This window comes from Amphritea sp. HPY (genome assembly GCF_050870985.1).
GTDB lineage: Bacteria > Pseudomonadota > Gammaproteobacteria > Pseudomonadales > Balneatricaceae > Amphritea.
In genome coordinates this window covers 1,063,374-1,083,015 of the sequence record NZ_CP194015.1, presented here as the reverse complement: position 1 = coordinate 1,083,015, position 19,642 = coordinate 1,063,374, and the positions used below count along the sequence as shown (strand labels likewise).

The 19,642-nt window shown below is 46.3% G+C and carries 31 protein-coding genes; 14 read left to right on the top strand and 17 right to left on the bottom strand.

Annotated elements, in window-relative coordinates; genetic code table 11:
• Position 1 precedes the first annotated feature (1 nt).
• The 8 genes from ACQUQM_RS04685 to ACQUQM_RS04650 all read right to left on the bottom strand — a co-directional run bounded on the left by ACQUQM_RS04685 (position 2) and on the right by ACQUQM_RS04650 (position 4,027).
• A complete protein-coding gene (locus ACQUQM_RS04685) occupies positions 2 to 463 on the bottom strand; it encodes a phage terminase small subunit P27 family (protein WP_432473325.1) in 462 nt (153 codons plus the stop codon).
• Between the two features lie 95 nt (positions 464 to 558).
• Positions 559 to 930, bottom strand: a complete 372-nt coding sequence (locus ACQUQM_RS04680) for an HNH endonuclease signature motif containing protein (RefSeq protein ID WP_432473324.1) — start codon at positions 928 to 930, stop codon at positions 559 to 561.
• Positions 911 to 1,153: an Rz1-like lysis system protein LysC gene (gene lysC, locus ACQUQM_RS04675; RefSeq protein ID WP_432474797.1), complete on the bottom strand. Its 243-nt coding sequence runs from the start codon at positions 1,151 to 1,153 to the stop codon at positions 911 to 913. The genes ACQUQM_RS04680 and lysC overlap by 20 nt, the downstream gene beginning before the upstream one ends.
• Positions 1,086 to 1,409 carry a hypothetical protein gene (locus tag ACQUQM_RS04670; protein ID WP_432474883.1) on the bottom strand — a complete coding sequence of 108 codons (324 nt, stop codon included), beginning with the start codon at positions 1,407 to 1,409 and terminating at the stop codon, positions 1,086 to 1,088. Before ACQUQM_RS04670 ends, lysC begins: the two co-directional genes overlap by 68 nt.
• Positions 1,406 to 1,720 (bottom strand): phage holin family protein, encoded by a 315-nt coding sequence (locus ACQUQM_RS04665; RefSeq protein ID WP_432473323.1) that lies wholly within the window; start codon positions 1,718 to 1,720, stop codon positions 1,406 to 1,408. Before ACQUQM_RS04665 ends, ACQUQM_RS04670 begins: the two co-directional genes overlap by 4 nt.
• Positions 1,720 to 2,133, bottom strand: coding sequence for a DUF5675 family protein (locus tag ACQUQM_RS04660; RefSeq protein WP_432474796.1), 414 nt, complete (start codon positions 2,131 to 2,133; stop codon positions 1,720 to 1,722). The genes ACQUQM_RS04665 and ACQUQM_RS04660 overlap by 1 nt, the downstream gene beginning before the upstream one ends.
• Positions 2,134 to 2,343: 210 nt before the next feature.
• Positions 2,344 to 3,147 (bottom strand): hypothetical protein, encoded by an 804-nt coding sequence (locus ACQUQM_RS04655; protein ID WP_432473322.1) that lies wholly within the window; start codon positions 3,145 to 3,147, stop codon positions 2,344 to 2,346.
• Between the two features lie 67 nt (positions 3,148 to 3,214).
• Entirely contained in the window at positions 3,215 to 4,027 is an 813-nt protein-coding gene (locus tag ACQUQM_RS04650) for an esterase/lipase family protein (RefSeq protein ID WP_432473321.1), read from the bottom strand.
• A gap of 733 nt (positions 4,028 to 4,760) precedes the next feature.
• On the opposite strand from ACQUQM_RS04650, the gene ACQUQM_RS04645 reads away from it, so the two are divergent.
• Positions 4,761 to 5,429 (top strand): M23 family metallopeptidase, encoded by a 669-nt coding sequence (locus tag ACQUQM_RS04645; protein WP_432473320.1) that lies wholly within the window; start codon positions 4,761 to 4,763, stop codon positions 5,427 to 5,429.
• Positions 5,430 to 5,971: 542 nt separating this feature from the next.
• Complete coding sequence (locus ACQUQM_RS04640) at positions 5,972 to 8,104, top strand: GMC oxidoreductase (protein ID WP_432473319.1); 2,133 nt, start codon at positions 5,972 to 5,974, stop codon at positions 8,102 to 8,104.
• 189 nt (positions 8,105 to 8,293) lie between these two features.
• Here the strand turns inward: ACQUQM_RS04640 and ACQUQM_RS04635 are convergent, their stop codons facing one another.
• The 8 genes from ACQUQM_RS04635 to ACQUQM_RS04600 form a co-directional block, all read right to left on the bottom strand.
• The gene (locus ACQUQM_RS04635) at positions 8,294 to 8,761 is read right to left on the bottom strand and encodes a hypothetical protein (protein WP_432473318.1); all 468 of its coding nucleotides are present in this window, start codon (positions 8,759 to 8,761) and stop codon (positions 8,294 to 8,296) included.
• Positions 8,727 to 8,891, bottom strand: coding sequence for a hypothetical protein (locus ACQUQM_RS04630; RefSeq protein WP_432473317.1), 165 nt, complete (start codon positions 8,889 to 8,891; stop codon positions 8,727 to 8,729). Before ACQUQM_RS04630 ends, ACQUQM_RS04635 begins: the two co-directional genes overlap by 35 nt.
• Before the next feature lie 56 nt (positions 8,892 to 8,947).
• Positions 8,948 to 9,379 carry a hypothetical protein gene (locus ACQUQM_RS04625; RefSeq protein ID WP_432474795.1) on the bottom strand — a complete coding sequence of 144 codons (432 nt, stop codon included), beginning with the start codon at positions 9,377 to 9,379 and terminating at the stop codon, positions 8,948 to 8,950.
• Positions 9,380 to 9,509: 130 nt separating this feature from the next.
• Positions 9,510 to 9,830: a Ref family recombination enhancement nuclease gene (locus ACQUQM_RS04620; protein WP_432473316.1), complete on the bottom strand. Its 321-nt coding sequence runs from the start codon at positions 9,828 to 9,830 to the stop codon at positions 9,510 to 9,512.
• The gene (locus ACQUQM_RS04615) at positions 9,823 to 10,011 is read right to left on the bottom strand and encodes a hypothetical protein (protein WP_432473315.1); all 189 of its coding nucleotides are present in this window, start codon (positions 10,009 to 10,011) and stop codon (positions 9,823 to 9,825) included. Before ACQUQM_RS04615 ends, ACQUQM_RS04620 begins: the two co-directional genes overlap by 8 nt.
• A gap of 1 nt (position 10,012) precedes the next feature.
• The gene (locus tag ACQUQM_RS04610) at positions 10,013 to 10,927 is read right to left on the bottom strand and encodes a helix-turn-helix domain-containing protein (protein ID WP_432473314.1); all 915 of its coding nucleotides are present in this window, start codon (positions 10,925 to 10,927) and stop codon (positions 10,013 to 10,015) included.
• Positions 10,928 to 11,306: 379 nt separating this feature from the next.
• Positions 11,307 to 11,618, bottom strand: a complete 312-nt coding sequence (locus tag ACQUQM_RS04605) for a hypothetical protein (RefSeq protein ID WP_432473313.1) — start codon at positions 11,616 to 11,618, stop codon at positions 11,307 to 11,309.
• 117 nt (positions 11,619 to 11,735) lie between these two features.
• On the bottom strand, positions 11,736 to 11,981 hold the full coding sequence (locus tag ACQUQM_RS04600; RefSeq protein ID WP_432473312.1) for a YdaS family helix-turn-helix protein: 246 nt from the start codon (positions 11,979 to 11,981) through the stop codon (positions 11,736 to 11,738).
• Positions 11,982 to 12,088: 107 nt separating this feature from the next.
• On the opposite strand from ACQUQM_RS04600, the gene ACQUQM_RS04595 reads away from it, so the two are divergent.
• The 3 genes from ACQUQM_RS04595 to ACQUQM_RS04585 are packed head-to-tail and all read left to right on the top strand — an operon-like array spanning position 12,089 to position 14,321.
• A complete protein-coding gene (locus tag ACQUQM_RS04595) occupies positions 12,089 to 12,730 on the top strand; it encodes an XRE family transcriptional regulator (RefSeq protein ID WP_432473311.1) in 642 nt (213 codons plus the stop codon).
• Between the two features lie 11 nt (positions 12,731 to 12,741).
• Positions 12,742 to 13,476, top strand: a complete 735-nt coding sequence (locus ACQUQM_RS04590; protein ID WP_432473310.1) for a HipA family kinase — start codon at positions 12,742 to 12,744, stop codon at positions 13,474 to 13,476.
• Positions 13,473 to 14,321 (top strand): DUF3037 domain-containing protein, encoded by an 849-nt coding sequence (locus ACQUQM_RS04585; RefSeq protein ID WP_432473309.1) that lies wholly within the window; start codon positions 13,473 to 13,475, stop codon positions 14,319 to 14,321. Before ACQUQM_RS04590 ends, ACQUQM_RS04585 begins: the two co-directional genes overlap by 4 nt.
• A gap of 40 nt (positions 14,322 to 14,361) precedes the next feature.
• On the opposite strand, the gene ACQUQM_RS04580 is transcribed toward ACQUQM_RS04585, so the two are convergent.
• Positions 14,362 to 14,775, bottom strand: coding sequence for a hypothetical protein (locus ACQUQM_RS04580; RefSeq protein ID WP_432473308.1), 414 nt, complete (start codon positions 14,773 to 14,775; stop codon positions 14,362 to 14,364).
• A 148-nt stretch (positions 14,776 to 14,923) separates the two neighbouring features.
• On the opposite strand from ACQUQM_RS04580, the gene ACQUQM_RS04575 reads away from it, so the two are divergent.
• The 9 genes from ACQUQM_RS04575 (at position 14,924) to ACQUQM_RS04535 (ending at position 19,635) form a co-directional block, all read left to right on the top strand.
• Entirely contained in the window at positions 14,924 to 15,364 is a 441-nt protein-coding gene (locus ACQUQM_RS04575) for a hypothetical protein (RefSeq protein WP_432473307.1), read from the top strand.
• Entirely contained in the window at positions 15,361 to 15,522 is a 162-nt protein-coding gene (locus tag ACQUQM_RS04570; protein WP_432473306.1) for a hypothetical protein, read from the top strand. Before ACQUQM_RS04575 ends, ACQUQM_RS04570 begins: the two co-directional genes overlap by 4 nt.
• Before the next feature lie 83 nt (positions 15,523 to 15,605).
• Positions 15,606 to 15,821: a hypothetical protein gene (locus tag ACQUQM_RS04565; protein ID WP_432473305.1), complete on the top strand. Its 216-nt coding sequence runs from the start codon at positions 15,606 to 15,608 to the stop codon at positions 15,819 to 15,821.
• 143 nt (positions 15,822 to 15,964) lie between these two features.
• Positions 15,965 to 16,411, top strand: a complete 447-nt coding sequence (ssb, locus tag ACQUQM_RS04560) for a single-stranded DNA-binding protein (RefSeq protein ID WP_432473304.1) — start codon at positions 15,965 to 15,967, stop codon at positions 16,409 to 16,411.
• An 82-nt stretch (positions 16,412 to 16,493) separates the two neighbouring features.
• Positions 16,494 to 16,724: a hypothetical protein gene (locus ACQUQM_RS04555; RefSeq protein WP_432473303.1), complete on the top strand. Its 231-nt coding sequence runs from the start codon at positions 16,494 to 16,496 to the stop codon at positions 16,722 to 16,724.
• Between the two features lie 2 nt (positions 16,725 to 16,726).
• The gene (locus tag ACQUQM_RS04550) at positions 16,727 to 16,990 is read left to right on the top strand and encodes a hypothetical protein (protein ID WP_432473302.1); all 264 of its coding nucleotides are present in this window, start codon (positions 16,727 to 16,729) and stop codon (positions 16,988 to 16,990) included.
• Between the two features lie 100 nt (positions 16,991 to 17,090).
• On the top strand, positions 17,091 to 17,987 hold the full coding sequence (locus tag ACQUQM_RS04545) for a DNA cytosine methyltransferase (protein ID WP_432473301.1): 897 nt from the start codon (positions 17,091 to 17,093) through the stop codon (positions 17,985 to 17,987).
• Positions 17,988 to 18,301: 314 nt separating this feature from the next.
• Positions 18,302 to 18,502, top strand: coding sequence for a hypothetical protein (locus ACQUQM_RS04540; protein WP_432473300.1), 201 nt, complete (start codon positions 18,302 to 18,304; stop codon positions 18,500 to 18,502).
• Positions 18,499 to 19,635: a phage integrase Arm DNA-binding domain-containing protein gene (locus ACQUQM_RS04535; RefSeq protein WP_432473299.1), complete on the top strand. Its 1,137-nt coding sequence runs from the start codon at positions 18,499 to 18,501 to the stop codon at positions 19,633 to 19,635. Before ACQUQM_RS04540 ends, ACQUQM_RS04535 begins: the two co-directional genes overlap by 4 nt.
• The last annotated feature ends 7 nt before the right edge of the window (positions 19,636 to 19,642 follow it).

Here is a 19,642-nt window from a genome sequence, read left to right as displayed (position 1 = left end):
ATCAGAAATCCTTAAAGTCATTCCCTCCGGAGCCACCAGAGGGCCCCATTAACCGGCCCCTGGCGGCAGGATCTAAACCGAGCGCTGAACCAAACATCGACATCTGGCGAAGCGCCTCATTTTTTGCGGTAAGTGCAGGGTTCTTTATTGGGCCGCCCGTAGCGCCCGTAACAGTTATCCCATCATTTCTAACTTCTTCTTCAGCGGCGCGAAACGTTGAATAAGCAGAACAAAACGCTTCAAGGTTATGCAGGTCAGTAACAGCTAAGACTTTCTCTTGGCAGAGATGCGGACAAATCGTATTCCACATCTGGGTGGCCAACTCATCAAGCCAACAAGGGGAATCAACATTCTGAATTAGATCGAATTCAACAGCGTCAGCATTTGCATGCTTACTTCCAGATAGGAGCTTCTTGCTGTTCGGCTTAGGCTTAGCGCCAGATTTCCCTTTCACGCCAGCCATCAGACCGCCCCAGTTTTAATTTTATATTCTGTCCACATAAAAAAGTGACTAAGGGGTCGGTGTCCGGGCTCAAAGGCTGTAGAGATTCCCCCCCCCTACCCCTTAGAAAATGCCCGGGCTTGGCCGCGGACTGCTTCCTGCTTGGTCTTCTCGTCTGAACATGACTGACACAACCACTGCAAGTTATCGTCGCAGTCGGCGCCTCCCTCAGCCTCTGGGGTGATGTGGTCACAAATACAACCTGGAACAACTAAACCGTTTCTATCACACTCTTCACACAGTCCATTAGCCCGATCACGTATCCGATCACGTTTTCTACGCCAAGGCCTCCCACCTCTGCCTTTACCACTTCCTTTCCAAAACTGGGTACGCGCCCTGTCAGCATGACCATCACAGTAACCGTGGCGGTGAGTGGTCGTGCTTGGGCAGCCTCGCAACCTGCAGGCTTTAGGGATTCGCGCTGGCATTAGACCACTCCCTAATCTGAGCCTTATCGATATTGCATTGCTTAATGGCTAACTCACAATGAGCCGCATACTCTCCCCAGGTGATACCGGGGCTTATAGGCGACTGAATCGGAACCAGTAAGATATCAGGGATCGGCTCTCGCTCGATTTGCGTTTTAATCGTCTGTGTACTGCCGCACCCGATCAACGACAGACTTATCAATAACAGAGCTAGCACAGTCATCAGGTAGATTCTGAAGATCATTTGATAAGCTCCACGCCTTCTGCTGTGTTATTTGAAACTGCCTGTGAGTGTCGGCCAGTACCTGAAAAGTTTTCTTGTTGCGATCAGCCAGATCATTAATGGCCGTATTCAGATCCTCAACAGCTGCCTGATACTGAGCATTAACCGCTTTTAGCTCGCCGTTCTGCTGTACCTGCCTCCAGAGAAGGGCAAAGACAGACAAGAACAGACTTATGGCAATCAGCTTTAACCTCATTCCCGCACACCCCATCGACGTTTCACCTCATGCTCAAAAAGAGCGATAGCTCTACTTCCCATGTGCCCAGAGATTCCAACCAGGGCCGCAGTCAAAAGTGGATCAATATCTGCAGACTCACAGAACCAGAAAGTAATCAGACCTGTGAAACCAGAGATAAAAATTTCCCCTACAACTTCCATAATGGAAAACTTTTCAGCGGTTCCGGCCTTAACCCTCCGCACATAATTGGCAATGCCACCCATTGAGGAAATACCTAACACCCAAAGGTAAGTTATTAGGCTATACGTTGTCGGATCTTTTTCAGGCATCAGGGATATTCCGGGGTAAAGTGTGTAATCTGCAATTCAATTTGCTCAGCGCCCTTCACTGCTTCTCTGAGAAGATCCATTGCTACACTGCTGTTCTGAACTCCCAGCTTGTTAGGCATCAGCGCCAAGCCTGGAGCAATACAGCCCTGCAACTCACTGGGGTAGTTTGCCGAATGGAAAAGGATGTAACTGCGCTCTAGCACCCCTTTAACCTCAAAGTGATCGGGATACTTCGCGCTTGAGTAATGTTCTACGGAATACACACCTTCAGGAATGCAGCTTTTATTAGGAGCATTCCCAAGCCACGGCCTTTCGACTGTGAACAGAAACGGCTCTTTATCGAATGGCATATATAAGCGTCCAAGTACCCCGCTTGGCATATATGCGAAACGTTCCAACAATAGTCTGACCATGAAGTTTCTCGCAGGCACAAAAAAACCCCGCCGAGGCGAGGTTTAATTAATGGAGAGCCTTTAGGCAACTCTCCCAACTTACAAATCAGGGTACTAAGCATGTACCAAAATATCAATACATGATTTAGATTCATCACCATTTTATTTTAACAACACATTAACCACCTTCATCGCAAGCGATTAAACTTTCGTGCTAAGAACCATAATCTCCTAAGCAGTCGCCATTGATTTTACTAGTGTCATTGAATATTTATCCTCTCCTAACCTTGATAGTGCATTCTCGGTCGCCACCCCCCAGTTTTTTACGTCTTCTTCGTCTATATGCTCTACATTTCTCAAGAGAGGCCTAAACACTCTAAACCACATCAGAAGCCTCTCCATTGATACAGCATTTCCTAGGACTTCAGAATGATAATGCCAGATGCCTGACTGTAAAAGACTATGTTCGTTCGCCAAGCTGAGAAGCTCATCAATACCCGTTACCATCTCAAGGTAATCCGAGAAGCCTTGAATATATTGATTGAGGGGCCCTTTAGTGGAGTGGGTGTAAAGCCTCTCGACAACCCTTGTAGGATCCTCTAGAGCGTTTAATATTTCTTGCCATGCACTATCGTCACTGCCTGTAAGAGGCCCTAAAAATTTTTGAATATTTTGATTGTTTTCAACCTCCATGTTCATAGACAGAAATTGTGAAAAAATAGGAATAGTTTCATCTATCTGATGGTCGTCTTGGTCCTCCCCCCAATGCCCAGCTAGGCGCTCTTGAAATAATCTGACCAGCCGCAGAGATAGTTCGTCACTAGGCGGCAGAAACTCAGCTAAAGCCCTGAGTTCTTCTCCTGCAGATTCCTGGAATTCCAAAGGCAACGGCTTGGGTAACGCTGAAGCTAAACACCCAACTTCAATCACACTATAAAATCTGATGGCATCTTTCAGAACTTCCTCCTTGTAGGGAACCTTGACCCGTTCCGCAAAGGGAGAGAGATCAGTCCCTCCAATTTCATAACGCTTCATTCGGTCCTGATAACTTTTCCGTAGCTGTCTCAGATTCGACTTAAATAAAGATTCTAATCGCATTAGATCAGATGACATCTATAACCTCCCAAATAGGCTGAACGTTGACTTGGTTTGGCTTACAGATGTTTTGGTGATTAGTTCCTGGGATCCTTCGCGGAGGAGGGTCATTGGGGAACAAAGCGGGGTCAACTACTCTATCATTTCCCGCGACCAATACTTTCTTGGCTACCAGCGTAGCTGCGTTAGAATTGGATATTGCAAAGTTTGTCATATTAAGAAGATCGTTTAACGTCCGGCAATTAGGCTCCAAGTCTTGTAATACGATGTACCACCCCAAAAGCTGGGCAGTACTTACTAGCATCGCACAGGGGAACAAGATGGAGCTCTTAAACAGTTCAATTATATTGGCGCCACTATGCGCAGGTGCAAACAGAACTAAATTGGTCATAGGAGCCCACTTCGCTTGATTTGAGTAACCTTGCCGAAGGGCTTCACGAGTTACGATGGCACCAAGAGAATGTGCGACCACTGTTATTCTAGAATAAGCAAAAGCATTGCGGCGCGCGTCTTCTGGCGGCAATGAACTATTTATGACACTTAGAGGATTAGTGGACAGTTTTTGGAGGAAATCACGTACATCAATAGCGCTATCCCTCGAGCGTGTATGCTTACTGTCGTAGCCATAGAAAATCAAGTCGCATCCTTCGCATTCATCTAACGCCTGTAACATAATAGGGAAGCTTTGCCACGTAGCAACAGAGTTACCAGCGAAGCCGTGTACAAAGATTAATGCATGCCCTGATGGGTTCTTTGACCAATATGCCTGTGTATCTTTCCCGTCAGAAAGTGTCACTGGAAGGTAGTAATTAAACGCCATAAGATTCGTCTCTTATAATCCACTGAATAAAAATATTTACAGAAACATCTTTCGGGCCAATAAAATAAAGCTTTCTCATAATGATCCCTAGCATAAAATTTCTACGCCCCTCGTAAGAACGAGAATATAAATATCTCAGTGTAAGCGGCTACTCTTAACTGACTTCAGCCAGTCATATCCTATAATCACCTAATTGTAGTCGACAGACATGATAACGCTTATGATTTTCGAATATCCCATACAAATCAACACGATAAATGATGGTTCTAAGTAATCATATGTTTTTAATTAATTGGCAGGTAAGTTCCTGATTATCAGCCACATGTGGCCAAAACGGGAGGTAGAACCACAATTACATTTTTGTGCTACGAACCTTAGCTCACAAAGCATCAACCATTGACTCTCGGATCAATGACTCTTTTCCTTAGATAGACGTGCCGAACTTGAAACGCAGCTATCGAATTACTTATAAAAAATTCTACATTTCCTCTTATTAACAGAAAAAATAGGAAAAACTCCTAGAGTTTATTTATAAAACACCATCTACAGTAATACAGGCCCAGCTAATCAAACCTTTATAATTTGACATGAAAAGGCGCCAGATAGATGTCTCCAGATATAGAATCAAGAAAGTTTCAATGGTCTTTAAACCACTGATAATCATCGATTATCAAAACGTCAAACCTTACTAATTCTAAGTCAGGGAAACATCTTAAATGAAAGGAGAAAACTAATGGGTCTAAAGAACGAGAACACTCTTGACGAAAAAGTCACTGACCTTTATCCGGAAGCGTTATCTGATCAAGATATTATCAATTTTCTTCAGTCTGGAGATGCACACAAAGATCTCGAAGAAATTGATGGATATGAAGACCGCCTTACCGAAGATGAGGACACAGAATTAAAAACACTTGCATACAATGCAGAATATCGCGGATGGTATGGTTCGCGTAACAGGCCTCGCTGGTGCCCCAAACAAAGCAAATTCAATGGCCGTGGCGGAAATCACAAAGGAGCTGATATATACGCTAACTCTGGAACAAGATTAGTAGCACTAGTTAACGGCTCAATTCAATGGAATCCACGGGGCTCAGGTGGAAAATGGGGAAACCATATATTCCTTAACTACAAGAGTGGCGGTAATAACTACACAATCGTGTATGCGCATCTAAGTAGTGCTGTTGGTAACGGAAATAGAAAAGTTACCCGTGGTGAGGTCATTTGCACCAGTGGTTGTTCAGGCAATACAACATACTGTGGATCAGCTAACAAATGCGGTGGTAGGGAAGATCATGTTCATATTGAATTATTTGGACCAGGTGGTCGGAGAGACCCAATATCTGCTCTTGGTTGGAGCATGAGGCATGATGGTGACAATCGCTGTTTTTATCCAAGCTGCTAAGGCTTATAAAAACGCTGCTCTCGGGTAATTCCCAGCTCCTCTTTTAAACTACCAGAGAGCGATTATTTTTACTGATTACTTAATATTTCTCTGTGTCGTTAGCGTCTATTCAAAGACCAAAACTCCACTGTATTCACATAAGATGCAGAAATCGACCACAAAGGCACATAAAAAATATAAAAGAAGATAATCGGCAGTAATTATGCTTTTTTCCTATTATAAACTAACCTGTTCTAGGTTAGCTTTAGGAGAATCATCTACACGCAACTCTAGTTATTGATACTTTTATGATTGTATGTAGGGATCAGCTTACTTACCTCACCGTGCCGGCAGCTTTTTCGAGTAGGAATTTATTGTAAACTTTTAGAGAGGGTTTCGACTTTATAGCATCTACGAAAGCTCAAGATTCCATTCACTTCCCGTGAAGAGCTACTTGCAGCCAGATACGACGAAATATCATTAAGCTTCTGCGCAACCAAGTGAAATCTTGAGTCACCTTCGCATACTTTAGGAATAACATGATATTCCATAGGAGTGGATAAATGCCCGAGAGTAAAGGCTTCTTCACCGAAGAGGAACTACAAACCATAACACGCTTCATAGACTTGTTAATTCCGTCTGAGCCAGACAGTCCAGGCGCTGTTTTTCTAGGCATACCATCTTTTATTGATACAATCACGGCTAAATCTCCCCAAGATAATCAACAATCATGGCGAAATGGTATTCGACATTTAAATGATTACGCTATCAGCACCACGGGGCAGTCATTTAGTTCAGCATCACTTAGTCAAGCCACAAGAATTATGGGCGAATTGCTTGACGCTAATCACACAGGAAACAAGGCAGCTACCTTTTCCCTAATGGCTAAATCAACTGCCATCAATTCATACTATCGAACTGAGCACGGCCTTCATCAGGAACTGCGGGTAGCTAAGCATCCCAATATGCATCCACCAGTTTCAAGCAGCCTGAATGTAGGTCCACCAGAAGATTTTTACGACGTAATTGTAGTAGGCTCAGGAGCCACCGGAGGATGGGCTGCGTTGGCCCTTACACGAGCGGGCTTCAAAGTTCTTGTTGTGGATGCGGGGTCTGATTTACGCCCCAAAAACGACTTTCGAGAACATGATTTTCCGTATGACCTACCGTACCGCAACATGCTGTCTAACACTTCTATGTATGCCAAAACACAGAAAGTACAATCAAAAGTCTGGGCCTGTAATGAATATGCTCATCATATGTTCGACCGCGATGATCTCAATCCGTATCAGACGCAAGAAGATCAACCTTATGTTTGGGTTAGGGGATCAAAATTAGGTGGTAGAACGAATATGTGGGGACGCCAAGTCTATCGGTATTCAGATCATGATTTTAAAGCTGCTAGTACAGATGGATTCGGTGTGGATTGGCCTATCAGCTATGCCGATCTGGAACCGTATTACGACGAAGTAGAAAGTTATATCGGCGTGAGTGCGAATCGAGATGGAATACCTACACTTCCTGATGGTCCTTTCCTTCCTTCAATGTATTTTACCGAAGGTGAACGCCATTTGAAGTCCAGAGTAGAAACAAAATGGCCGGAACGAAGGGTGATCATAGGTCGAACGGCAACTTTAACCCAGAGTGTAAATTCACGCACCCCCTGCCACTATTGCGGTCATTGCTATCGTGGGTGCGGGAGTTTCTCCTTTTTCAGTAGTGTGGGCTCCACACTTAAAGAGGCCAATTCGACAGGTAATTTACGCATTACAACTGATGCTCATGTAAGCCACGTTTTGATGACCAGCGACAATTCACAGGCTCGTGGCGTTGAATATGTGAACAAACAGACTGGCGAAACCGTACGGGTTGAAGCCAAGGCCGTTGTACTCGCAGCATCGACTCTTGCCACGACTCGAATACTGCTTTCGAGTCGTACCTCGAAGCTACCAAATGGTATCGGTGCCAAATCAGGGGCCTTGGGTCACTACTTGCATGGCCATGTCCATTCGGTTTGGGCAGTTGGTTGGTTACCTGAGGTCGTTCGCCCTCCCGGCATTCACGATGAAGGAAGACCAAACGGAATATATATACCGCAGTTCAAGAACATTCCCGGTAAAGATCCTGAAACAAAGTTCATTAGAGGTTACGGAATAGAAGGTGCTGTAAAGCACTATATGATTCCACGAGATATCAAAAAACGTCCTGGATTCGGAACAGTACTAAAAGAAAGTATCCGAACAGATAATATCCCTGCTCGTTTCTATTTAACTGCTTTTGGGCCGATGCTTCCCCGTTCTGAGAATAAAGTTGAATTGACTAAAAAGAAGGATGCATGGGGATTGCCGACATTAAAGATCAAGTGTACATACGGTCCTAACGACAAAATGATGATAGAAGATATGGTACAAACACTTCAAGAGATGACCTCTGAGGCGGGACTAAGTGTTACTTCCATCAGAAAAGAAGCAGGCACTCCTGGGCTGTGTGTCCATGAAGTAGGATCTGCACGTATGGGAACTAGCCCTAAAAACTCTGTTGTGGCTCCTGACAACACCTGTTGGGATGCACCTAATCTGCTCGTTGTGGATGGAGCATGCTTCCCTAGCTCGGGACCTCAAAATCCAACTCTTACAATGATGGCGATTTCTCTTCGTGCGGCTACTCTCTTAGCTGGTAGGTTGAAGGCACCCTAATAAATATGCCTTCATGGCAAGTCATTTAACTTCGTAAAGCTATGATCTTTCCCCCCCTATAGAAGAACCATTGATTCAGTCAATGGCTCTTCTGTTTAAATGCCTCCGCCCCCCTCTAAAACATACGTATGCAAAGAATATCAAGCAACAAATCGATAACTTATGTTTTTATACAGTGGGTTTTAAAATTCAAGAACACACCGCCCCACATTCAGAAAGCTCTATCAACTCAGCTATAAACCGCTTCCCTGCCTCTAAATTGTTATGAAATGCAGAACGGCTCATCCCCACCAGCACTGCGATCCTTTCCTTAGTGTGATAATCGCACTCATTTTCAGGGTCTGGCCGGTTAGAAAACAACACCCAAGCCACCAGCGCCTTATACTGCTTTTCACTTTTCCGTTCTAGGAATCGCATCGCCTTACATGTCCACATTGTCTGAGGGTCATCCGGCTCTTTAAACATCATGCTTACCTGGTAGATCATAGCTCCATTGCTATTCCCACCCTGCCCTCCTTCCGGCAGATCACCCATGTAATCAATTATCCGACCTAGCTGGTGCTCAGCACGATAGCCAGCATCCTTATTTAGCTCCCGAGCAATCTCTACTGAGATAAACCGGTCAACTACGTTCTTGATCCTCAGATCGTTTACCATCGTTAGGCCTCACTTTGCACCAGGGCAGATATCGGTAGTCTTCAAAATCGAACATCAGCATCTGGCGCTTAACCAATCCACCAGCCACCAGCTTTATACTTCTATCGTAGTTCTGCAGTTCTTTACGCATTGCTCTTTTATCTGGCCAGTGAGCCAGGGCAGCATTAGCCGCTTCGTGTTCTGGCCTCACTTCCCGTACAAGGCCAACAAGGCAGCATCACGCTTATCTTCATTGCTCTTACCCTGCCAGCCAGTCTGCCGGTTAAAGAACTCAGCATCCTTCTTGGCTTTTTTCTTGACCGTACCCACCAGCGGCCTGATCAGCTTATAATTAGCGCCAGATCCTTTTAGATACTCCTCCAGCAACCGGCCAATAGCTTTAACCTGACCCACATTTTGTGCAATCTTCGCTTTTGCTCCAGGGGAATCAGCACCCTTCCGTGGATAAACCGCCTTGCAGTACTCCACGTTCTCAACATGGAAAACCGCCTGGTGCTTATGCTCATCAATAAAGCCAATCAGATCAAAGAAGCTCATTGCATCCAGCGTTAAGATCCTGCCACCAGCTGTTACAGCCACCCCACTCTTAACCAGGTCCGGATCAATCCCGATAATCATTGCTGTCACTGTGCTGCCCTCTCGTCTTCTGCCCACTGATACATAAAGTCTCTCCGCATCCATCTCTTACGCTGACCTGCAACCCAACCTTTCCACCGGTACCATTTATAAACGTGTTCGTTATGAAGCATTAGCGCCCCACTATCCGTTCCCGGTATTCAATAAGTTCTCGCTCTACCTGATTAAGCAAAGCAGTCTGACTGCCGTAACGCTCTTCCCACTCACGCTTACCAGCATGAAAAGCTATACCCCAGCCTCCTGTGCGGTGGTGAGAAGCGCAAAGCGGGATTACTTCAAAGTGGCTCGCCTTCCGCCCTACTCCGGCACCGTCGCGAATATGGTGAATCTCTGCAGGTGAACCAGGGTGACCAATGTTCTTGCATACCAGGCAACCCAAATCAGCTACGTCCTGGTGATACTGCTTTTCAGACTTGGTTTTGGACTTAGGCACTAGCTACATCCTCCAAAGCTTCACCGCGATACTTCAACTCTTCCCGGGTAACCGTCGATGCCACCCACGTGCCCTCACTGCCGATCCTGAACACCCGGTTACGATCAACCTTGAAAAACTGGAATGTGTTCTTGTGCTGGTGGGTCGCCCCTGCCGGAAATGCTTTTACTTTCATACTCACCTCACCAATCCTGGTCGTTGATATCCATAATCGCAGCGCTTACCGCTGCTCGTTTGCCTTGCGGGCTCTGCTGGCTGTCATTGGCTGCCTGCGTTACCTGAAGCGCTTTAACCCGGTTAGCCAGTTTGTGTTCCCAGCCAGTCTGATTGAGCTGGTTATCACGGCTGCTCCAGTAAACCCGAAACTCACCCAAGGTCTGTTCCTGCTGGTCTTCGTTGAACAGGGAAAGGTTGACGCCCATCACCTGGCAGATCTCACTGAATCGCTGAGATGGCTGCCAGTCGAAATGCATTGCGAATCGTTCACGGGGCTGGTGGACTGCCAAAAGTTGATCAGCAGTTTGGGTTGTATCGATTCGCAGAGCAGGATGATTTTCATCGACGCCGTGTTCGCTGGTGGTCAAATCAACCTCAGAACCATCTACGTCAGCAACAGGTTCCATGACCGGTTCCATGACTGATTCAAGAGAGTGACTGGTTCTGGGTGCAGCTGCTGCACTAGGGGGTGGTGCAGGAATTTCACTAGGTGGTGAATCTGCAGCATCCGGTGGTGAACCTACTGCACTAGCTGGTGAATCTATTGCACTAGGGGGTGGTGAAGTATTTTCACCACCCTTCTTACCTCGCTTAGGTAGTGCAGATTTTTCACCACCCGATAAATCCAGCTGATAAAGGTTCGACTTATTGCCCTGGGCAGCCTTACGGTGACGGATCTTGACCAGCCCCATTTCCACCAACGTATCAATATGAGCAATAACCGACCGGCGGCTAGTCTCACACTGATCAGCAATGTGCTTATAGCTAGGCCAGCATTCACCTTTATCATTGGCGTTGTCAGCCAGCTTAAGCAGGATAAGCTTACGCAGCGGGTTACCCACTTTCATTTCCATGGCTTTAGCCATTAAAGTCATACTCATAGGTCAGCCAGCCTGTTGCGAGATCCAAATTGATGATTCATAATTGCTGCCTCAGTTGATAAAAAACCGCTTAGGGTTGCCGCCCATTGATAGCGGTTTTTTATTGTCTGTTTGGTCACTCCCGGCCTAGTGAGCTTTAGGGAGTGACCGCCCTTCCTTGCTATAAAAAGATGCGCAACACCGCTACTATCAAGTTCCTACACACATCAAGTAACGGAGCTACGCATGTCTGATAAAACCTATTCCTTTCGACTGAAATATCTCGCCGATGCCGACGATATGCAGCCTAAAACCTATTCAACCGATCTACCCCCTCAGGTGGGTGATGTAATTCAGATCGATAACGGCGACTACCACTGCATTACTAAAATCAACCAACTCAAATCAGCCGATCAACTTGAGCTTTCAAAATCTGGTCAGAACGATGACGAGGCATATCTTCTAGCGCAGCAGCTAGGGCATCTCCAAAAATATTGAAAGCCTCAGTTGTGGCGTCACTCAGTGTGAACTTCTCGACCGGCCACATAAGCGTCATTAATGTTGAGTAACCGGTATTCGCCGCGCCAATAGTTGTAACTACAGAAGCAGCTCGGACCTTGTTAATGAGGGTTTTAGGCTGCTTCTGCCGCTCTCGCTGCTTATCGTTAGTTGGCTCAAACTTCACATAGCCTTCTGAATCCAATTCCGGCATTGCTAATTCCTCGTTTCGTGACATGTCACGTTTCTTAAATCACTGTTTCAATCCCTATCAGCGATACCTGTATATCTACCCATATACCGCTAGTGATAAATAAAAAGGCCCTACCGTTTAAGATGTTTTCTTAGCAATGGGTGAATACAAATCAGGACACAAATCCTCTTTTGTAACTTCATTACTAACCGCTTCTTCAACGTAACGAGCGAAGCACTTAGAGCATTGGCGCTGTCGATGAAGCCAGTTGTACACGTGCTGTTGCTTAACATCTTTACCAGATAAATCAGCTACTCGACGGGCCAGTTCGGTCTGCCCACCAGCAAGGTTTATAGCTTTCTTTAATGATTCATATGCGGACATCTATAGCTCCAAGAGTAGAAATTAACGAAAGAATAAAACTTTAAGTTGTTATTTTCAACAACTTAATCCTTTTTGTCGATACAACCAAAAGTTGTAATAATCACTAGATGCTTAAAGACAGATTTAAAAGTGCACGCGAGCAAATTGGACTCACCCAAGAGTCTCTTGCGAAACAAGCAAATGTAAGCCAGACCACTATCTATAAGATTGAGTCTGGAGAAACGGTTCGACCGCGAAAACTGGATGAATTAGCCAAGCTTCTAAATGTCACCCCAGAATGGCTTCAGTTTGGCTCAGAAAATGAGTCACACGCAGCCGCCATCAACTACGTAAACATTCCTATTCTTGAAGTAGAGCTCTCAGCTGGTAGCGGCTCTGTTGCTGATCTGGAACATGCAACTGACTGGGTACCAATCTCCCGCCAGTGGATTATAGAGCAACGCTATCCAGAAGCGGCACTCAAAGCTGTTACCGTTATTGGCGACTCAATGAGTCCAAGACTCCAGAATGGGGACATGCTGCTGGTTAATACAGCAGATAATAAGCCCGTATCCGGTAATATCTACGCTATCGCAGTTGATAACGAACTTAGAGTAAAGCGGCTTCTAAAGCGCATGGACGGCAGCTGGATAATCAGCTCTGACAACAAAACCAACCCGGCATACGTGGATGAGACAATCTCTCATCACAATTTTGAACAACTACGCATCATCGGACGAGCAGTTAAAGTTCTGATGGGGGATTTATAGAGCAAAGGAATATGCTGGAAATCGAAGAAATTCTTAAGCGATGCGATATTAAGACCGGCTTCTTAGAGCCCTTTATCTGCAAGGCCAATAACTCAGAAAAGTATTACGTAAAGGGTGCTAATGCAACCGGCCCGGGATTAATTCGTGAATGGATATGTGCAAATCTAGCGGCAGCCTTCAGACTACCCATACCGGCCCATGAAATTCTTTACCTTGATCCCACAATGGTAAGATGGGTGAAACATGAATGGCAGGATGACCTAAGATACGAACACTATTTTGGATCGTTATCAATTTCGCCCTGTGATGTGATCAGTTTCATAGATGTCAATCACGTACCGTCACCCCTTCAGCGCGATATTTTCATGTTCGATTACTGGATCAAGCATAATGATAGACAACTTAGCAGTAGTGGCGGCAACCCTAACATTTTGTTCGATCCTAATGATAATTCGATCCAGATCATTGACCACAACTTAGCGTTTGCAAATGATTTTTCGGTTCAAGACCTGTTAGACTATCACGTCTTTGCGGCTAAGATTAAGGAGAAGCCAATCGACATGATCGATAGAGCTCTCTACGAAGATCGCTTTGCTGAAGCATTATTGCACTTGGACAATTGCATAAAACAAATACCTGATGAGTGGGCGGACCATGACCCATTTCTACTCGCAGCACGTATTGGTGCAATAAAGGCACAATTGCTAGATTATCAACACGATAAATTTTGGGAGGCACTGACATGAAGAAGTACGCATGCCAGTACAATATTATTCGCTTTGCACCGTTTATTGAGACGGAAGAGTTTGCCAATATTGGTATAGCGATCTATTGCCCTTCCACTGGCAAAATGACTTACAGGATTACGCCAACTCGCTTCGCAAGGGTTACCCAATTCTTTGATGGATTGGAACCAAAACTTTACAAGAATGTAATTCTTCGGTTAAAGCATGAACTCGAGAATTTGGAAAGAATGCTCACTGAGCATCCCAACAGTGAGATTGGCACTGCACTGTTTGCCGAAACACTTAGAAACAAAGGATCTATACTCCGTTTCTCTGATGTCCGAGTCATCTTAACTCATGACTTAGATGTCAAAGCTGACGACTTATACCAACACTATGTCGGACGTAGCTTTGTTACTAAAAAGTATCGTGAGCAAGATATGGTTCGAAATGTTCGTAGCTGTCTAAAGCAGCTTAAGCTGGATGGATACTATAAACAGGTGAGGTTAAACGATGGAATCACGGATGTGTCTCTTCCTCTTGTTAGAGTAACCGAAGAAACACCTGTAAGCGTTATCAAGCCAATAGCTTTCGATCAAAATATTCGAGCCAAGATAGTTGATCATGCAGATCTATGGTTAATGAAAATTGGCAGGCTTGCTAAAAATGGAGCCGTTAAGCCAGAAAACCTATTGGTAACCCTTGATCAGCCCATTACAAAAGACGTAAAGGTTCGAGATTACATCAAAGATTTTGAAAATGAACTTATTCACCTAGGAGTAAATACAGTTCAGTTTTCAAATACTAAAGCTATTGTAAATTTTGCTAAATCTCAAGAATCTGAAAAACTCACTACAACTCATTAAAAAAAGCCCGCTACTCGCGGGCTTTCTTTTGCCTGATCTACTATCTCCGATCAAATACTCTCACCTCATTTCCAACACAAATCCAGACCCTTGAAGAACACTTATCAATCTCCTCCCAACTTGCAGTGGACGAACCTCGGGGAACGGATATCAATTTGGGATCGACCTCATATACAAATGATCGCTTATCTTTTTTAAGCTGCCTATACATCAAGCTAGTCAAACCAGATTCGTAAATGCTATTTTTTGATTTATCCATGCCCGGAGTTGATACAAATGCAGCCCCAGATTCTGCATAAGCAGAAACATGGTATTCCTTACCATCAGCAGTAGCGATGTTTCCCTTGGTATAGTCAATAGAATCCACATCCATAACATTCTCTGCAATGTAATCTATCGCTAGCCGCCGGTTTGCATTCTGGTTGCCTGTACCAGGTGTGAGTAACTTAACCATACCTAACTCCTTTTCCTTGTTAACTAATCAACTCTAGCAATCAATCACCCATAAAATGCAGCACACACAACAAAACAACTTTATGTTGTTGACTCAAACAATCTTAAGTAATAGCATAATTACAACTTAAAGTTATTAGGCAGCTCTTATGATCTCTAGAACAGCAAATGGATATGCACTACTGAACTGGGAAGGCCGTCCAGTCGCTCTAGCTTCAGGCGAGAAGATAACCGCCGGGGAAGTGCGAGCAGCGATATGCCGAAAGAACGGCATGAGCCAGAAGCAAGCTGCCCAGGAACTTCACTGTAGCGTTTCCAACGTGAAACAGTACTGGCAGAGCCTTTACTACAAGCTCCGCACTAATGACGTTGTAGTAACTCTGGATAAGCTGATCGATCTGGGGGCAATCATCCGCCTATGCGTGATCTTCTCTATGCTGATCAATCTGGCCAATGACTTCGATGACAACATAGCCCGCCGGGTACGGACTCGCCGCGGTCGTGACTTCGCCTCCATCGAGGAAGCTTCAGACCTACCTGATTATCTGCAAAACGACTGGCTGATTGGCCACTATGAGGTGGCTGTATGAACACTGAAGCCTTGTTTATCGCGCTACTAATTATCGCAGTTTGCGCCCTATTCCTGCTGTTTGGCTATCTAACCGTTCTGGCTGGATATGCATTTTACGGTTGGAAAACAGGCATCGGTATCGGCGAAGCAACCAGGGAAATTCGAGCGGGATGGTAAAGAAAGCAGGGCCCGATCTACAGCTTGATGTGCCACCCCTTAAAAAATGCGGCGACTGCAAAGGGTCAGGCCAAACGAAGAATATGTTTTACGAACTTGAATGCCACGCCTGCAACGCTACCGGAGTACTCAACAGAGAGACTGGCGAGCAGGTAGAACAAGGCGCGGTGATCCGGGCAATGCGTAAGCACATTCGAAAGCTAAATGCTCAGATAGAGCAACTGAAGAAGCATCAGCCAGAGTTTGATCCATACGGTGAGCTAAAGGACAAGAACGGCGGGAAATACAGAGGCGATTAAGGAATGAAGTACGTAGTTAAGGACAAGAAAACCAATCAGTACTTGGGTGATATCACCCTAAGCCATTCGAATATCGAAGCGGCAAGAACAGCAGCCAGGCTCAACTGGCCAGAAAGAACATTATTTGTAAGGGAGATCCGCTAATGGCTCGCGGCGTAAACAAAGTAATCCTGATCGGTAATCTGGGCAATGACCCGGAAACCAAATACCTGCCGTCAGGCAATGCGGTTACCAATATCACAATCGCCACCTCTGAGAGCTGGAAGGATAAGAACTCCGGTCAGCAGCAGGAGCGCACCGAATGGCACCGGGTTGTGTTCTTCAACCGTCTGGCAGAGATAGCAGCGGAATACCTGCGCAAAGGCTCAAAGGTCTATGTGGAAGGCCAGCTACGCACCCGCAAGTGGCAGGACCAGTCCGGACAGGATCGTTACACCACTGAGATCGTTGCCAATGAACTGCAGATGCTGGATAGCCGTGGTGACAATCCACCAGCACAACAATCACAGCAGAGCCCGCAGCATGCACCACAGGGAGCTCCTGCTCCAGTACCTGCCGGTGACGACTTTGACGACGACATACCTTTTTAACGATTTACGCCCACCAGCGCTGGCCTCAGCTCCCCCACTACCAGCGACTGGTGCGGCCCCTTTAATAAAACTGGAGACCATCATGGCCACAGCAACCGATACAGGCGGTACCGCAATTATCGCCAACATGAACCCGGACCAGGAATACACCGCCAGTCTCTTAGCTGAGGTTTGCGGAGTATCCGCCAACAAGGTGGCAATGGTTCTGCGGGAGGCATCTCTGGGGGGAGTAGTACAGAGATTCGAGAAGCCCGGGGTTAATGGATTTGTTTATAGAACTAATCAATTAACGCTGGAATTGAAGCGAGCATAAAGATGGCCAAAACAGCAGCAGAACGAAAAGCTGACCAGCGCATGCGAGATGCGGAGCACAAAGCCAATATGGGAGCTGCTCCATTCAATATGGAAATGTATAAAGGCACCCGAGAACAACTAAATTGGCTTATGGAAGCGGGTCAGTTTGAAGAGCCGGCCGAGGTAGTAACTCGCCTGATTCATGTCGCCGCGCACTCCATCAAACGTGACATGTCACGATTTGACGATTTCTTAAACGTGACACAGCTGGCCGAGAACACATGATCTACGTCCTCACCGAGACTCTGCACCTAACCCTATTTATGGTATGCGCAGCAGTAATGATGGGGTCGATAGCGGCAATATACGAGAGAAGGATTTACGAATGAATGCAGCATACACACCGGTAGCAAACACCTATTTCAGCGGAATGGGCATTGGTGATGCCGGAGTAATCAGAGCAGGCATTGAGATCGGACAGTCATTCGAACTAGATCCAGTCGCATGCAAGGTATACCGGGATAACCTGGGCGACCACATGAAGCAGTGCGATATCACTCAAGAACTGGTACTGGAGCAAGACAGCTGTGACGCCATGGGCTTTACCTATCCTTGCACCAAGTACAGCGCTATTGCTGATATTCACGGCACCCGTACCGGTGATGGTCTGTATCTTCATGCTCTACGCCACATGGCAGTTGCTCGCCCAGAGCTGTTCTGGCTTGAGAACGTGCCGGGCCTGCGTAAATTTCCTGTAGTCATGGAAGCAATGACCAAGATGCCGGATTACTACATGCAAGTGTTCTGCCCTATCCAGTCCAACGTCTGGCTGCCCCAGGAGCGCAAGCGCCTGATTATCTTCGGCACAAAAAAGCCGTTTAACTTCCGACCACCAGAGGCCGGCAAGCGAGTGCGACTGAAAGATATCCTGGAGAACGATCCGCGCATTACTTTGCCAAAGGCGATTGCCAACCGGATGAATGGTGTTTACCGGGATCTGCCGATTATCTCTGATCCGGCTAACGACGATATCGCGCCGACCTGCGTTGCACATTACGCCAAAGATAAAAGTACTCGCCTGGTTAAAGATAAGCGCTTCCCGTTGGGGGTTCGCCCCTATTCTGTCCGGGAATGGGCTCGCCTTCAGGGCGTAGAAGACTGGTTCAAGTTTGAATGCAACGACACTGCAGCTTACCGCGGTATCGGTAACGGCGTATCTGAGCCGGTGGGTCACTGGATCGGTACCGAAGTGAAGCGGTACTTCAACCGATCATCAGCCTAACCACACTAGCAAAGAGATAGAGGAAGGAATGATAGGGGAGAGCCACCTTTGAATGGAGACGTACAAGACAACGTAGGGGGACGCTGCCAAGGACGATAAAAAGACAGCTCTCCGGTCCCAAGGTTCACTTTAACTATCGGCTAGTTTTGCTGCTTTGTATAGGAATGATTCGCACTTGGAATTGACTGTAAAGCAACTGATCGGGCGCGGGCTTGAAGAGCGTTGCACTAGCTAAGAGACGAAGAAGGAATGATAAATAAAGCAGATTTACTTACCAAAACCGTTAGCACGACACTTCAGCAGCAGGGGGAACTATGGCACAGCGTAAAATGAGCATTGATGAATATTTGGATCAGGAATTCACCGCCGACTCTCGCCCATGCCGTAAGACAGTCGTAAACTGGATTAAAAAGGGCGTGGTGCCTGGCGTAGAGCTGGGCGGTAAATTTTGGGTATATGAGCAGATTACTGTTGCTGATCAGCTGATTGATAAGGTACTACGGAAAGCATCGTGAACAGACCAAGAAAGCCTGGGAATAGAGATCTGCCATACAACCTTTATGCGACTCGTAAAGGTAAAGCGGTCTACTTCAGCTACAAGCATCCGAAGACGGGTGACCGCACCTCTATGGGCTCAGATCGCATTCAGGCAATTCTTGCAGCCAATCAGCTGAATACGATGCTAATTACAGAAGTATCACTGGTTGATCGTGTGCTTGGTCGGGCCAATACCTTTGATAGCTGGCTCGATAAATATACTGAGCTCCGATCCACCGAAGGCCTGGCGAAGAAAACTCAGGACCAGTTAACATACGACATTGGCTTGATGCGTGAAAAGCTGGGGCCGTTCCCGATTATCGACATCACAGTATTTCATTGCTCGGACTTTCTCGATACCTGGGTATCAGAAGGTAAGCGCAGAATGGCCAAGCGAATGCGCAGCCAGCTCGTAAAGTGCTTTGAGTTTGCGATGGGTCACGGTCTGGTTGATTCCAATCCGGCTCAAAAAACCCTACAAGTTTCGGTGCAAGTTACCCGGAAGCGGCTGACTAAAGATCAGTTCGACGCCATTCTTGAGCTCGCACCGCCGCATATTCAGAACGCAATGCTGCTGGGATTGATCACATTGCAGCGCCGGGAAGACATAGCCGCCATGAAGTTCTCCAAGATCAAAGATGGATTCCTCCATGTCGTGCAACAGAAGACAGAGAAATCCAAGAAGAGGAAGCGCGAAGACAGCACCAATAACGCAGCGCACTTAAGAATCGCTGTTACCGATCAGTTAAAGCCCATTATCAAACAGTGCCGGCAGTCAGGGATATTATCCAAATACCTGATTCATCATATTCAAAGCAGGCGTTCTGCTGGCGCCACACATAAAGAAGTGAAAGCAGGTATGCCGCTGCAACCGGATAACATTACCCGGGGGTTTGCTTCAGCCCGGAACCGGACAGGTTTATTCGACAGCATGCCAGCAAAAGAGCGCCCTACTTTCCATGAGATCAGATCTCTAGGGGCACACTTATACCAGGAACAAGGAATCGATCCGCAAGCCTTGTTAGGGCATACGGATGCGAAGATGACCGCCCATTATCTGGACGGCCACGGAATTGAATGGACAGTCGTGAACGCCGACTTAGCTATTTAGTTTTCAG

What these genes read in the sequence shown, in the direction of transcription:
- ACQUQM_RS04550 (WP_432473302.1), top strand. Translation starts at nt 16,727, where the DNA reads ATGGCCAAAACAGCAGCAGAACGAAAAGCTGACCAGCGCATGCGAGAT.
- ACQUQM_RS04540 (WP_432473300.1), top strand. Translation starts at nt 18,302, where the DNA reads ATGGCACAGCGTAAAATGAGCATTGATGAATATTTGGATCAGGAATTC.
- ACQUQM_RS04545 (WP_432473301.1), top strand. Translation starts at nt 17,091, where the DNA reads ATGAATGCAGCATACACACCGGTAGCAAACACCTATTTCAGCGGAATG.
- ACQUQM_RS04680 (WP_432473324.1), bottom strand. Translation starts at nt 930, where the DNA reads ATGCCAGCGCGAATCCCTAAAGCCTGCAGGTTGCGAGGCTGCCCAAGC.
- ACQUQM_RS04610 (WP_432473314.1), bottom strand. Translation starts at nt 10,927, where the DNA reads ATGAGTATGACTTTAATGGCTAAAGCCATGGAAATGAAAGTGGGTAAC.
- ACQUQM_RS04590 (WP_432473310.1), top strand. Translation starts at nt 12,742, where the DNA reads ATGCTGGAAATCGAAGAAATTCTTAAGCGATGCGATATTAAGACCGGC.
- ACQUQM_RS04655 (WP_432473322.1), bottom strand. Translation starts at nt 3,147, where the DNA reads ATGAAGCGTTATGAAATTGGAGGGACTGATCTCTCTCCCTTTGCGGAA.
- ACQUQM_RS04595 (WP_432473311.1), top strand. Translation starts at nt 12,089, where the DNA reads ATGCTTAAAGACAGATTTAAAAGTGCACGCGAGCAAATTGGACTCACC.
- ACQUQM_RS04555 (WP_432473303.1), top strand. Translation starts at nt 16,494, where the DNA reads ATGGCCACAGCAACCGATACAGGCGGTACCGCAATTATCGCCAACATG.
- ACQUQM_RS04575 (WP_432473307.1), top strand. Translation starts at nt 14,924, where the DNA reads ATGATCTCTAGAACAGCAAATGGATATGCACTACTGAACTGGGAAGGC.
- lysC (WP_432474797.1), bottom strand. Translation starts at nt 1,153, where the DNA reads ATGACTGTGCTAGCTCTGTTATTGATAAGTCTGTCGTTGATCGGGTGC.
- ACQUQM_RS04565 (WP_432473305.1), top strand. Translation starts at nt 15,606, where the DNA reads ATGTTTTACGAACTTGAATGCCACGCCTGCAACGCTACCGGAGTACTC.
- ACQUQM_RS04660 (WP_432474796.1), bottom strand. Translation starts at nt 2,133, where the DNA reads ATGGTCAGACTATTGTTGGAACGTTTCGCATATATGCCAAGCGGGGTA.
- ACQUQM_RS04580 (WP_432473308.1), bottom strand. Translation starts at nt 14,775, where the DNA reads ATGGTTAAGTTACTCACACCTGGTACAGGCAACCAGAATGCAAACCGG.
- ACQUQM_RS04640 (WP_432473319.1), top strand. Translation starts at nt 5,972, where the DNA reads ATGCCCGAGAGTAAAGGCTTCTTCACCGAAGAGGAACTACAAACCATA.
- ACQUQM_RS04605 (WP_432473313.1), bottom strand. Translation starts at nt 11,618, where the DNA reads ATGCCGGAATTGGATTCAGAAGGCTATGTGAAGTTTGAGCCAACTAAC.
- ACQUQM_RS04665 (WP_432473323.1), bottom strand. Translation starts at nt 1,720, where the DNA reads ATGCCTGAAAAAGATCCGACAACGTATAGCCTAATAACTTACCTTTGG.
- ACQUQM_RS04630 (WP_432473317.1), bottom strand. Translation starts at nt 8,891, where the DNA reads ATGCGTAAAGAACTGCAGAACTACGATAGAAGTATAAAGCTGGTGGCT.
- ACQUQM_RS04625 (WP_432474795.1), bottom strand. Translation starts at nt 9,379, where the DNA reads ATGATTATCGGGATTGATCCGGACCTGGTTAAGAGTGGGGTGGCTGTA.
- ACQUQM_RS04670 (WP_432474883.1), bottom strand. Translation starts at nt 1,409, where the DNA reads ATGAGGTTAAAGCTGATTGCCATAAGTCTGTTCTTGTCTGTCTTTGCC.
- ACQUQM_RS04585 (WP_432473309.1), top strand. Translation starts at nt 13,473, where the DNA reads ATGAAGAAGTACGCATGCCAGTACAATATTATTCGCTTTGCACCGTTT.
- ACQUQM_RS04645 (WP_432473320.1), top strand. Translation starts at nt 4,761, where the DNA reads ATGGGTCTAAAGAACGAGAACACTCTTGACGAAAAAGTCACTGACCTT.
- ssb (WP_432473304.1), top strand. Translation starts at nt 15,965, where the DNA reads ATGGCTCGCGGCGTAAACAAAGTAATCCTGATCGGTAATCTGGGCAAT.
- ACQUQM_RS04570 (WP_432473306.1), top strand. Translation starts at nt 15,361, where the DNA reads ATGAACACTGAAGCCTTGTTTATCGCGCTACTAATTATCGCAGTTTGC.
- ACQUQM_RS04635 (WP_432473318.1), bottom strand. Translation starts at nt 8,761, where the DNA reads ATGGTAAACGATCTGAGGATCAAGAACGTAGTTGACCGGTTTATCTCA.
- ACQUQM_RS04650 (WP_432473321.1), bottom strand. Translation starts at nt 4,027, where the DNA reads ATGGCGTTTAATTACTACCTTCCAGTGACACTTTCTGACGGGAAAGAT.
- ACQUQM_RS04685 (WP_432473325.1), bottom strand. Translation starts at nt 463, where the DNA reads ATGGCTGGCGTGAAAGGGAAATCTGGCGCTAAGCCTAAGCCGAACAGC.
- ACQUQM_RS04600 (WP_432473312.1), bottom strand. Translation starts at nt 11,981, where the DNA reads ATGTCCGCATATGAATCATTAAAGAAAGCTATAAACCTTGCTGGTGGG.